A 13,307-nucleotide genomic window follows, 5' to 3' on the forward strand; every position below is an offset into this window, starting at 1 on the left:
CGCGAGTACACCGATGAGACGACGGGTTGCCCTCACCGTCTTGGGTTTTGTAACGTTCGCCGCCCTCGCGGCCGTTGTTGTCACCCTGAGCCGACCCGCACGCGCCCCAGACCCCGACGCGACGACCCCACAGAACCAGGACGCGCAGTTCGAAATTGACCTGCTCGCCGACGACAACGAGTTCGACACGGACGACGAATCCACGCCCCTCCCCCCGCCGCCGAACCTGTCGAAGTTGTCACTCGACGAGGTCATCGATCGGCTCGACGACACCGAGAACTACACGGTCCGGGCGCTCGCCTTCCGCGAGGTCGCGGCCCGCGGGCCGGCGGCGCGGGCGGCTCTCCCGGCCCTGCGATCGATGAAGAACGAGGTCCGCACCAGCGCCGCGTACTGGGCCGCGCTCGCCGAGTGCCTCATCGACCCGGACCGCTACGACGCGCACCTCTCTCGGGCGCTCGCGCGGGTTCGCGAGTTACACTCCCTCCCACACGGCACTCTGCACAGCACTCTGCGACTCACTGCCGTTGGGACCGCGCCAGGTCTCGCAGCGGTCGATCATGCACGACGGAACACGGCGTTCGAGCTTCTTTCGGGAATCGGTTGCCTTCCCAGCGACCCCACGTATCCGGTACTACTCACCGTCCTCAAGGACCCGAACCACCCCGGACGCGAGCAGGCGCGAGAACTTCTGTGGTCAATGTTCGTCCGCCACCCGGACGAAGTGGGCCGCGTCGTGCCTGCGGCGGATGAAAATACCATCCGCATTTGGTCACAAATCGATGCCGCTCAAGCGGCCGAGTGGGTGCCGCTTCTCGCCGACCGGGACCGCAAACTGGCCGCAGTCGCGAGCATAATCCTGGTGATGGCCGGCAAATACGAGCAGGGGCTGCCGACTGTCCTTGCCACCGAATGGCCCGATTCCGCCTTTGAAGAATTACGATTCAAACGTGAGGCGATTCGCGGACGGCCGGAGCACCTGCCACGGGTCGTCCGGGAGTTCCTGGGGACGCTCCAGCCCCGCGACAGAGAAAAGGTCCGTACCGTCGCCGCGGCGGCGCTACGAGGTGGGAAAACGGCGCGCGAAAAGAAGGCCGCGATCCAGGTGCTTCAGTACGCGCGCACGGCCGACGCGGACACGCTGGCCCCAGCGTTCGCCGACCCGGACCCGGCGGTGCAGCGGTTCGCAGTGCGGGAGGTGCTCACAGCGCAGCGGCCACCGTCCGCGTTCCCGCTTGTCGCAACGCACCTGCTTCGTACCCCTGACGAGTTCCTCGCCCAGTGGTTCGACGAATCGCTTCAGAATCAGGACGACCCCCCGCCGGCGGTCGCCGACTTCGTGACGGCGCGGGTGCTCCCACCCGACGGCAAACCCGGGTTCTCCCGCGCCTTCCGCCACCTCCCGACCACCGGACCGGGGGCGGACCGGACGGCCGAGCTGGTGATCCGGTATCTTTCCGCCCCAGCCGAGGCGGGGCGACTGCCCCCGGCGTTTGATGAGGCGGCGGCACTGGCCGGCCGACTCGGCCCGGCGGCGAAGGCCGCCGTACCGTTCATCCGGCCGGCCCTGACCAGCCGGCCGGCCGCGGAGAACGGTTCCTGGCATCGCGCATTTGTTGCCGCTGATACCCTCCTGCGAATCGTCCCGAACGACGCTGACGCGATCGCCACTCTGCTGGCGGTCATCGACGCGCGAACAGAAAAGTCATACCAGGCGGTCCAATGGCTCGGCAAAATCGATCCAACTAACGCGACCGTCACGAAGTTGATCAGTTTGGTGGAAGCCGGCTGGAATGCGCGCTTCGAACCTGACCGGTCGTTGACCGAGGCAGCGGTCGAAGCCCTTGCTGAACTCGGGCCGCGAGCCCGCGCCGCGTTACCAGTCCTCCGCCGGTGCGCGGGGACTCCGTTTAGCGAGCGGAAGGTCGGGCTCATCGTTGGGGCGATGGCAGCCGTGGGCCGAATCGACCAAGCCGAACAAGAGATCACAGTGCGGAGACTAGCGCCCCTGCTCACCGGGCACCAGAACATCCGAGACCCAGCAGAAAACCCACGATTTCAGGCGGCGAAGGTGCTGATTACACTCGGCCCGGCTGCCAAATCAATTGTCCCCGAATTGATTACATTCGCTCAAAAAGACGGTGGGGCGGTCAGCGGACTCGCCGCCGGGCTCGCTCGCTTGGCCCCGGAACGGTGCGCCGAGGTACTCAACCTGTTCGCCGACGGCTACATGCTCGAGTTGCCGGGTTGGGTCAGCGATAAATCGTCGCTGCAGTCTTTTGCGGCCGAATGCGTGAGCCACCCTGCAGTCCCGGTCCGGCGGGCGGCGTGGAACGTGCTTATCAGCATCAGTCCCGACCCCGCGAGCGTGCCACTACTTCGGGCGGTAGCTGCGGCAGAGAAGGATCCGGGGGCAGCCCGGCGGGCGGCAGCCGCGTTCGCTCGATCAGGTTTCACCGGGGCGAATTCCTCAGAAGGGCAACGAGCACTCGCAGCGTGGGTACGCGTGACCAACCGGCGTCTCTTGCCGCGCCGGCTGGCGCGGATCGCCGAACGAGAACAATGGGAAGGAGAGAACAAATGGGCTGGTTGGCAGGTAGAGATGATCGCCAGAACCGACCCGCACGCGCTCCGCGCGCACCTCACCGAACTGTTCGGCGCAGTGGACAAGGATCGCACCCCGCCTACCGTGGCACTAATCAAAACGTTGGCGCGGGCCGCGCCGGACTCGATCGGGCCGCTGATCGAGCGGCTCGACACCAACCACCCGCCCAACGACCGAGTTCGGGCGGCTCTGGCGTTGGGCCGGATCGGGCCGAAGGCGGACGCGGCGGTACACGCTCTGACCAAGGCGCTGGACGACCGGGACCGCAACGTCCGGTACACGGCTGCGGAAGTTCTGCTGGCTGTCGCGTCGCCAGTTCCGCCGGCAGCCATCCGTGTGTTCGCAGAGGCCGAACTTGAGCAGCCCAGAGACGAGGAGCGGCACCTTTTCAAACCCATCCCAATCGAGTTGCGTAACGCGGTCAAGAAGTATGGGTTCGTGTGGAACTGGAACCGGTTGACGGTTCTCCGTTCGCTCGGGGCTGGCGCGGCACCGGCGGCGAAGGTACTCGGCAAGCACTTCGACGACCCACAGTACCAGCGCCGGATCGAGGTGGCAGAAATCCTGATACGCGCGGACCCGAACCGGGCCGAGGAAGTTGTCCGATGGCTGCTGGAGAGGGCCACCTACCCATACGTCGATCGGACCGATGCGGCGGAGGCGATCGGGCGACTGGACGCATCGGCCCGACCGGCTGCGAAATGGATTTCGGAAGCACTCGCGGCACACCCGAACGACGACCTGACTGCCGTTCTGGCCCGGGCGCTACGGCGCACGGACCCTGCCGCGGCGCGGGCCGCTGGCGTTCGATGATGGGGCGCGGGGCACGGACGGTCGTAAACCGGCCGCAGTTCCCGCGCGGCCCGAGTGAACGGCCGGCCTATCACACCAGTAACCACCGACCGAGGTTGAAGTACAGCAACAGCGTGACCATGTCGGCGGCGGCCAGAGCGACCGGCCCCGACGCCACTTGCGGGTCGCGGCGGGCCATGCGGAGCAAGAAAGGAAGCGCCAGCCCGACCGCGGCCGAAGCGGCCACCCCGCCCGCGATGCCGACGCACAGGCTCAGCCCGGCCCGCGCGCTGCCCTTCCAGAGCAGCGCCACGAGCCCGACGATCAGCCCGCAGAACGCGCCGAGCAGGAGCCCCACCAGCACCTCGCGCCCCACCCTCCGGCCGAGCGCCCCCCACGTCGGGCGGCGGCCGTGCATCGTCTGAAGGGCGAGGCTGACCGACTGGATCGCGACCCCCTCGGCCATCCCGGTCACCAGCGCGATGAACGGCGCCACCAGGATCAGCGTCGACACGTCGGCGTAAGCGTCGGCGATCAGCGCGGCGATCATACCGCCGATCACGTTACACATCAGCCACGGGAACCGCTTCCGCGCCGCGTACAGCGCCCGCCGCTGCTCGGCCTCGGTCAGGTGAACGCCGACCAGTTCGAACAGGTCTTGCCCCTCCTGGCGCCGCTCCAGGTCGGCCAGTTCGTCGGTATACAGGTCCACGTCCACCAGCCCGATCAGCTTCCCGTCGGCGTCGATCACCGGGAACGCCAGCAGCTTGTGCAGGGTGAAGAACTCGCAGGCGTCCAGCACGCTGGCGGTGTGCGGCACCGCCACCACGGGGCTAATCATCACCTGGAGAACGGGCGCTTCGGGCCGGGCCCGCAGCAGCCGCCGGGTGGGCACGACGCCGACGAGCCGGCCGTCGCCGTCGACGACGTAAAAGTAGACGACCCGACCGCCGATCTCGTGATCCCGGATGTAGTCGAGCGCCTGCGCGACTGACGCGCCCGACTCGATCCGGGTCGGGTCCGTGCGCATGTGCTTGGTGACGGGATCGGCGAGAATCTGGCGGGCATCGGACATTACAAGCCTCCTCTCGGCCGGGCGCCCCAGAGGGCGCGCGGGGCGGGCGGTGCGCGGATTCCTCACCCGCGAACCGGATACGGGACCAGTTCGCCAGGGCCGCCCGCAGACGGCCGCGTCAGTCACGGGGCGGTTTTCGGGCCGGACGGCCCGACCGGTTCCGCGGCGAGGATCTCGGCGACCTCGGCGGGCGATTCGGCCGCCCGCAGCCGGTTGCGCGTCTCGGGGTTGCCCGCGGCCCGCGCGACCTGTCCCAGCAGTAGTACCTGCAGGTTCGGGCGCTCGGCCGGGGTCACCAGCAGGAACATCAGGTGTACGAGGTCCGGTGACCGCGGGTCAAAGACGACCCCTTCCGTGGACCGGCCGAACACCACCAGCGGCTCGGCGAGGTTGGGGCACCGGGCGTGCGGAACCGCGACGCCCAGGCCCAGACTCGTGGGTAATTCGTGCTCGCGTGCGATGGCCAGCGCGGCGATGTCGGCGCCGGGCGGCAGCAAGCGAGCGGGAATCCGGGCGGCCATCTCCGTGATCGCCTGCTCGGCCGTCCGCCCCGGCACGGTGAGCAGCCCCGCGTCGGTCACCAGCAGGTCGCGGAGGCTCACCGCCGGGTGCCGCGGGTACTCGTCCTCGATCCGCCCGACGACCTGCTCGAGCAGGTCCTCCACCGTCACGATACCCACGGGGCTCGCGCGGTCCGTCACGACGCACATCGTTGTGCCCTCGCGCTGGAAGTACAGCAGCGTCGATTCGACGTCGTCGTCAGGGCGCACCGCACCCAGCGGGCGAATGAGGGCGGCCCACGCGGCGCCGTCGGCGGTGAGCCCGATCAGGTCCTTCGCCAGCAGGTAGCCGACCGGCAGCCCGGTTTCGGGCGCCACCACCGGCCAGCGCGAGAACCGCTGCTCCCCGACCTGCCGGCGCACCTCGTCCAGCGTGGCCGCCTTGGACAGCCGCCGGACCCGCGTCCACGGCACCATGATGTTGCGCACCGGCTGCCCGCGCAGGGCCGAAACGTTGTCCAGAATCAGCCGCGTGCGCACGTCCCGGACGGCCTTCTCGATCGAGTCGCGCCCGGCCCCGGCGTCGGCCAGCACGAGCCGGGCCAGCGAGACGGCGGCCTCGGCCTCCTCGAAGATCGCCGCGGTCGCGCCGACCTGTTCGAGGTCGCCCCGCTCGCGCAGGTAGTGGGCGCGGACGAAGATCTTCATCCGGGGGTTGAGGTTCCGCGCCACCGCGACCACCCCGGCCCGGTCCGCCGAGTGCGGCAGCGTCAGCACGAGGTGCGACGCCTGCGCGACGCCGGCGCTCTCCAGGATGGCCTCGCGCGCGGCGTCGCCGAAAACCGCCGTCTGCCCGTGCCGCCGCAGTTCCGCCACCGTGTCCATGTTCGTGTCGATCACGACCGTGCTCAGCCCCGCGTCCCGCAACAGCCGGTCCACCGTTTTGCCGACCGGCCCGAACCCGACGACCACCGCCTGCCGGCTCCCCCCGGCGGTGCCGCGGGCCACATCGTCGGCGACCGCGGCGTTGGCGCGGCCGACGCGCCGCTCGGCCCGCGCGTTCAGCCGCGCCCAGAGTCGCGGGCGCCGCTGCAGCCACCGCTCGATGCCGTCGATGCTGCGGAACAGCACCGGGTTGATGGTGATCGAAATGATCGCCGCGCCCACGAGCAGGCTGTGGCCGTCGTCGGTCATCAGCCCGTGCTTGCGGGCCAACTCGGACAGGATGAACGAGAACTCGCCGATCTGCGCCAGCCCGAGCGCCACGGTCAGGGCCGTTCGGACCGAGTGCCCCAGGGCCGCGACGATGACCAGGGCGGTGAGCGGCTTGACCAGCAGGATCACGAACAGCGCCGCGAGCATCATTAGCGGCGCGCGGAGCAGGAGCGCGGGGTCAAACAGCATCCCCACCGAGACGAAGAACAGCACCGCGAACGCGTCCCGCAGCGGGAGCGCGTCGGCGGCGGCCTGATGGCTCACCGGCGACCGCGCCACCATCATCCCGGCCAGGAATGCGCCCAGGGCCATCGACGCGCCGAACAGCGCGTACGCGCCGGCGGCGATCGCAACGGAGAACACCATGACCGTCAGAGTGAACAGCTCACGAGAGCGGAGCCGCGCGACCTGGGTGAGCGCCCAGGGGACCAGCCGCGAACCGGCGACCATCACGACCGCGACGAGTGCCGCCAGCTTGAGCAGCGCTAGCCCGATCGCGACCACCGGACCGGACCACCCGCCCGCGTCCGGTCCGGCCCCGCTTTGACCACCGAGCACCGGGATCATGACCAGCACGATCACCGTCAGCACGTCCTCGACGAGCAGCCAACCGACGGCGACGTGGCCGGCGGGCGAGTTCAGCGAGTCGGCGTCCATCAGCACGCGCATCAGCACCACCGTACTCGCCACCGCGAGCGCCATGCCGATCACCAGCCCCGTCCTGACGTCCACGCCGAACAGCGCGAACAGCGCGACGCTGGCCGCGGTGGCCACCAGGCTCTGCCCCAGCGCCCCCGGGACCGCGACGGCCCGAACGGCCAGCAGGTCCTCCAGGTGGAAGTGGAGGCCGACGCCGAACATGAGCAGGATCACCCCCACCTCGGCGAGTTGGTGGGCCAGGTTCACGTCGCCCTGGAACCCGGGCGTGTGCGGCCCGATCAGCACGCCGGCCAGCAGATAACCGACGATCGGAGACAGCCGCATCCACTGCGTCAACAGCCCCAGTATCCAGGCGGCCGTAAAGGCGGCGGCGATGGTCGTGATGAGAGGGAACTCGTGCATGCGTCACCGTTGCGGGATCAAGTTGGGGGCACACTCGGAGCCCGCCGGTAGGTCGGCCGGACCGCCACGCCGTCGTTTGCGCACCGGACGAAACGCCGATACGGTGCGGGCGCAGCCGTCCGCACCGTACCGGCGCCCGACCGTGTCCGTCGCCGGTCCTCACTCACGGTTCGATTGTTAGTGCCTGTTTTTGTTGCCGTCTTTGTGGCACAGACAGGAGTGTCTGCGCCACAAGAAACGGGCACCAACAGCCGGTTCCGGTATCGGTCTCGTGAAGTCGCATTAACTGAGCGGCGCTGCGCGAGCCACGATGGCGTGTAATACGAAGTTCGGTCAGTTCGGTTCGATGTTTCATGTAAAGCAGCGGCCGCGCGAACAGGGTCATCGGTTCCCGATCCGAACACCGGAACCGGAATCGTGAAGCCGGCCGCAGTCGCTGCCTTATTGCTCTCATACACGGCCCTATCTGCGGCGTCGCTTTCTTGACGAGCCGCGACCGCCCGGGAGCGGGGTACGTGGCACCGCTCCCGGGCGGTCGCGGCTCGTCAACAAAAGCGACACGACCATCGGGCACGTGTATCAGAGAGGTCCAGCTGGCTGTGTTTGTTTCTCGTGGTACAGGCATTCCTGTCTATGCGACCTTCTCGCGCTGCACAGACAGAAATGTCTGTGACACAAAGACAACAACCGGGGCCGACCGATGACCGGACGGTTCGCGGAGCGGGTCAGCCGGAAACGCGTGGGGCCGTTGTGAGCGCGGTCGGGTCGTTCCGCTCCCGGCCCATCCGGAGTAGGGCATCGTGGGTGGCGAGCTTGTACAACTCACCAAGCGTCGGGTGGTTGAAGCAGGTTCCCAACAGCAAATCGGCTCCCGCACCGGTCATCAAGGCCATCACCCCGATGTGAACCACTTCGGACGCAAGCTCCCCGATCACATGAGCACCGAGCAGTTTAAGGTCCGATCGGCGGAACAGGAGCTTCAGGAACCCGTACTCGTCTCCGATAATCTTGCCGCGTGCCACTTCCGCGTATCCGGCGCGGCCCGTCACGTACTCGACGCCCTTGGCGCGCAGCTCTTCTTCCCCCTCGCCCGCGGCGCTGATCTCCGGAATGGTGTAAATGCCCGTCGGCAGAACCGGCGCAACCGGCCCAGCTAGCGGGGTACCGAACGCGTGGGCGACGGCCGCCCGCCCCTGTTCGGCGCTCGTGGAGGCCAGAGCCGGGAAGCCGATCACGTCCCCGACCGCATAAACGTGCGGCACCTCCGTTTGGAAGTACTCGTTCACTCCGATCCGGCCTTTGTGGGCGGCGCGCAGCCCGGCGGCCTCAAGATTCAGGTCGCCCGCCCGGCTCACCCGACCGCTACAGATGAGAACGTGGTCCACTGTCAGGGTTTGTCCCGACGAGAGTTCGAGCCGCACGTCGCCAACGTCCGGAGCATCGCAAGACGTGACGCGCTCCCCCCACACGAACCGCACCCCGAGCCGCCGCATCGACGCCTCCAGAGCGGCCGACAGATCGGCGTCGAGGAACGGCAGCAGTTCGTTGCGCCCGTCGATCAGGTAGGTCTCGACGCCGAGTGCGGCGAACGCGCAAGCGTACTCGCTGCCGATCACCCCGGCCCCAACGACCGCGAGCGACCGGGGCATCTCGTGCAGTTCGAGGAGTTCGTCCGAATCGTGGACCCGGGTGTGCTCGAACGGGAACCCGGGCGGACGCACCGGGACCGAGCCGGTGGCGATCACGACCTTGTCCGCGACGAGTTCCCGCTCGCTGGCGTCCCCGTCCCCCGCAACCTGAATCACGTTCGGTCCCGCGAACCGGGCCGTGCCGTGAACAACGGTCACGCCGTACCGGTCGAGCAACCCCCGGATCTGATCGCGGTGGGCGGCTTTGATGGTCCGCTCGTGTCGCAGCGCGTCGTCTACCGTAATGTTCCGGCGGAGGGACAGGTCGACCCCGTGCAGGTCGCGGCTGCGATACCCCGAGAGCGCCAGCGCGGTCTCGCGGAGCGTCTTGCTCGGCAGCGTGCCGGTGTTCACCGCGGCGCCGCCGACGAACGGCGCTTTCTCCACCACCGCGACCCGTTTACCCAGCCGCGCCCCGGTCAGCGCGGCGGTTTCGCCGCCGGGGCCGGCGCCGATCACAACGAGATCAAAATTCGCACGCTCGGACACAATCGCATCTCCGGGGCGTAACGGACCGGGAGTTCCGGCCCGGCGCGCCGCCAGCACCTGAACGCTACCAAACGCTCATCCTCGGCGGGTCACGACTAGCACACGCCGTGCCGCCCCCGCTCTCGCGCGTCAGTCGGCCCGTCGAGCGAGTTCCGGGGCGTGACGCCTCATCCAGATCTTGGTCAGCGGCCCAAGCGTCAGCCCCTGAATGAGGATCGAGAACACGACCACGACGTAGGTCATCGCCAGCAGCGCGTCCCGCTCACCGACCGGTTCCCCGCGAACAGTCCGCGGCAGCGAGAGGGCGAGTGCCACAGACACGCCGCCGCGCAGCCCGCCCCAGGTCAGGACGCGAACGGTGTACCGGGCGAACCGCCCGCGCCTTCGCAACAGCGCGATCGGCGGCGCGACCGAAATCAGCCGCGCGACGAGCACGATCGGCACCGCCGCCAGCCCCAGGAGCAAGAGCTTGCCGGTGAACGCCAGGGCCAGCACCTCAAGGCCGATCAGCACAAACAGCATCGAGTTGAGGATCTCGTCGAGCAGTTCCCAGAACGTGTCCATGTGTTCGATCACGGTCGGCGACATCGCGTGCGCCCGCCCCAGGTTCCCGATCAACAAGCCCGCGACGACAGCCGCGAGCGGACCGGACATGTGCAGCCGGTTGACCAGCGCGTACCCGCCGGCCGCCAGCGCCAGCAACACCTCCACCTGATAATTGTCCACCGACCGCAGCATCCGGTAGGTCACCCACGCCAGGACGAACCCGACGCCCGCTCCGCCAACGGCCTCCCACAGGAACAGTTGCGCCAAATGAACCGGGTCGAACTCCACTTTGCCGGTGGCGACCTCCAACAACCCGAGGAACGCGACGACCGCAACCCCGTCGTTGAACAGCGACTCGCCGGCGATCTTGATTTCCATGTCCCTTGGGACGCCCGCCTGTTTGAGGATCGCCATGACCGCGATCGGGTCAGTGGGCGAGATGAGGGCGCCGAACATCAAGCAGTACACGAGCCGCGCCGGCACGCCGGCCGCGTTCAACAGCGCCCACGCCAGTAGCCCCACAACGACCGTCGAAACGATAACCCCACGCTGGCGAGTGTAAGAATGGTCCATTTGCGGGACGCGAGTTCGTCGAGCCGCACGTGGAGCGCGCCGGCGAACAGCAGGAACCCGAGCATGCACTGGACGATCGTTTGGTTCAGATCGATCCGCCGGACGATCTCCACGGCCCGTTCCTCGACCGTGGGCACCCGCGCCCCGACGACCACCAGCACGAGCGAGGCGAGCAAGCTCATCGCCATCAGCCCGACGGCCGGCGGGAACTTGAGCACGGCGCAGTTGACGTAGCTGAACAGGGCCGCGAGCACAATCAGTAGGGCGGTGATCTCGAATACGGTCATGCCAGCGCTCCTCGCGGCCCCCTGTGACGCCTGCGGCCATGCCGCCGGGTGGGTGTCCCGCTTCACGAACCCGATTTCAAACCGGCTCTTGCGCGCCCGTGGCCCGAACCTTCCGACGGAGCCACGGGAACAGAAGCAGCGCGCCCGACGCGGCCAGTGCCGACACGGTCGGTTCCGGTACACCGGGAGTCGGAGATGGTCCCGGCCCCGGGCCGGGTTCGGGTTCGGGCGTCGGTTGTTCCTGACCGGTCCCCAGACCCAGAACCCACCAGCCACCTTCCGGAACGATGACCGAGCCCGATGCCGTCCCTTCGCTCCCAAGAACGGACGCGGTCAGCACCCATGCACTGGACCAGTCAGTGGCAAGAGTCAGTCCGAGTCGCGCAGCGTCGACGGGAATCGGAACACCCGCTTCAGGCACCGACGAAGCGAGTGGGCCGATCGGTTGCCCCCCCGGGCCGTACGGAGTCACTCCGGTCGGCGGCGAACCGCCGGTCAGGTAAGCTGCTCCGTCCGAAAGGGTTAAGAGAACCGGCAGGCCGGAGCCGCTGAAAAAGGACCGGCCGCCGTCTGTGACGGCCTGTACATTTCCGGTCCCGGACAACGCGTCAATCGCCACGAACGGCGGCACCGAAGACGAACCGTACCAGAACTCGGACGTGTGGGTCGGCTGAGCGCTCCCGCTCGGACCGGTTACCAGCGTGATCCATCCGGCACGACTCACCCCGGGCAACGACACCCACAGCACACTCACCGCGAGTAAGGTCGCGCACTTTTTGAGCCACCGCATGACGCTCCCCCGTCGGAATCTTCAGGTCTGACGGGCGGCAACCATAGTCTACGTGTCGCGACGAAAAAAGAGGAGCAGCAAGGAGATGCGTCATTTTAGAAGCACAAGAACTGCACAGCCCTGTGCAAGGATTGCACATCGCGGCTCACAAATGGTAGCCTTGGACGTTCTAGTTTCGCGGTATCTCCGGCACTGAGCGATTTACCGCATTCGCCCTTTCGCAAACCGCATTCAACCATTATTCCGTGAGCGGGTTCCCAATATGTGCGACACATCGGAGAAGACTATCCTCCTTTTGCCACGTATCAAATTCGGGCGATGGCAGTTAAGCGATTGCGTCTCGATACCGACCGTATCCTGAAGTAACATGGGCAACAGATTTGCCGAAGAAACTCGCGAATTAGTAAAAAACTTATCAACCATATGATTTTAATATTTTTGACCGAGAAGTGATATGAGCGCCGGCTTGCTGACAGTGTCCGCGTTCGTTGTGACCGGGTCGTTCTGCTTCCTCACTGCGGGGGAACCGTTCGTTGCCCCGCCGCCGCGCGCCCGGTCAATCACGCTCCGGTTAGAGAAAGGAGAGTCGGTGGTCGGCCTGTGCTTTTCGGCGGACAACCGGAAGCTTTACGCAGCCGTCCGAGAGAAGGACAACAGCGCTTCGCGCGTTCACGTCTATGACCTGGCTACCAGAGAACGGCGATATTTCGGCGGCCACGGCAGCGGCGGGGACATCCTCCGGCTCACGTGGTCCGACCGCGACGGCCGGGTGTTGGTCTGGCAGCGGGAGCAGGTCACGAAGCGCGACGCCGGCTCCGGTACGGTCTGCATGGAAGTTCGGGCGGATCGGGGGCTGCGGTACGAGCGGTGGAATGGAACCGGGGACGACTTGACCGGTTTCACCCACCGCGGTGGGGACTTCTCGGGCCGGTTCGTTCCGCTCGGAGATTCGGTCCTCGTGGTGGGGCCGAACTCCTCTAAGGAGTTGACGCTCCGACTCGTTCCATTTACCAACCCCAAGGCGCGGGTCCGGGACTTCGATCTGCCCAGGACCAACGAGGTCCCGGCCCCGGACGGCGAGACACTCACACTGTCGCCGGACGGAGCAGCGGCGGCAATGTGTTCCAGTTCGGCCGACCCCGAGTCGCTCAGCGGCGTGTGGGTGTGGAACACGCGCAGTGGCAAGCGCGCACACGAGTTCGTCTACCGCACGCGCGCCGACCTCGCTTCACACACCCACCCACTCGCGGTGGGGCGCGGCGGGACGTTCATCGTGTCGGGCACGGTGTTCGGCCCGATTCACGTCTTCGACACCCGTTGCGGTAAGGCCGCCCATCTCTGTGAGCCGAAGGGGCGTGTCCAAACTCTGGTATGTTCGCCAGCGGCGGACGTGTTCGCCGCCGGGACCAACAAGGCGGTGGAGTTATGGAGCCTGGAAAGCGGGAAGAAGCTGGCGGCGTGGTCGCGCGACGACGCCGGCGGGTACGCCAGCGCGGTCACGTTCTCCCCCGACGGTTCGCGGCTCGCATGGGGATCGCTTCGTGAAGGGGTAATTCAGGTCACCCGGCTCCCCGGCGGGGAGTGAGCACAAGTATTGCGCACGTCGTTCGGCAACCACCAGATCACCGCCGTCGCCGCCATGTCTCGGTGCCCACCGGGGCGGGCGATCGCTCGTTCCTCCTCGC

5 protein-coding genes and 1 pseudogene are annotated in these 13,307 nt (G+C 67.5%); 2 read left to right on the plus strand and 4 right to left on the minus strand.

Annotated features, from left to right (window positions below; all coding sequences use genetic code 11):
• The first annotated feature begins 13 nt into the window (after window positions 1-13).
• Complete coding sequence (locus tag GobsT_RS28400; protein ID WP_081471888.1) at window positions 14-3,418, plus strand: HEAT repeat domain-containing protein; 3,405 nt, start codon at window positions 14-16, stop codon at window positions 3,416-3,418.
• A 70-nt stretch (window positions 3,419-3,488) separates the two neighbouring features.
• Here GobsT_RS28400 and GobsT_RS28405 read toward each other — a convergent pair whose 3' ends face one another.
• The 4 genes and pseudogenes from GobsT_RS28405 to GobsT_RS28420 form a co-directional block, all read right to left on the minus strand.
• Window positions 3,489-4,472 (minus strand): magnesium transporter, encoded by a 984-nt coding sequence (locus tag GobsT_RS28405; protein ID WP_010046845.1) that lies wholly within the window; start codon window positions 4,470-4,472, stop codon window positions 3,489-3,491.
• A 122-nt stretch (window positions 4,473-4,594) separates the two neighbouring features.
• Window positions 4,595-7,249, minus strand: coding sequence for a cation:proton antiporter domain-containing protein (locus tag GobsT_RS28410; protein ID WP_010046841.1), 2,655 nt, complete (start codon window positions 7,247-7,249; stop codon window positions 4,595-4,597).
• 725 nt (window positions 7,250-7,974) lie between these two features.
• Window positions 7,975-9,426 (minus strand): Si-specific NAD(P)(+) transhydrogenase, encoded by a 1,452-nt coding sequence (gene sthA / locus GobsT_RS28415; RefSeq protein ID WP_010041710.1) that lies wholly within the window; start codon window positions 9,424-9,426, stop codon window positions 7,975-7,977.
• Between the two features lie 129 nt (window positions 9,427-9,555).
• Window positions 9,556-10,832: pseudogene (locus GobsT_RS28420) on the minus strand (cation:proton antiporter).
• Between the two features lie 1,244 nt (window positions 10,833-12,076).
• On the opposite strand from GobsT_RS28420, the gene GobsT_RS28425 reads away from it, so the two are divergent.
• On the plus strand, window positions 12,077-13,207 hold the full coding sequence (locus GobsT_RS28425; protein ID WP_010041702.1) for a WD40 repeat domain-containing protein: 1,131 nt from the start codon (window positions 12,077-12,079) through the stop codon (window positions 13,205-13,207).
• Window positions 13,208-13,307: the final 100 nt, after the last annotated feature.

The sequence above is a fragment of the Gemmata obscuriglobus genome, assembly GCF_008065095.1.
Classification (GTDB): domain Bacteria; phylum Planctomycetota; class Planctomycetia; order Gemmatales; family Gemmataceae; genus Gemmata; species Gemmata obscuriglobus.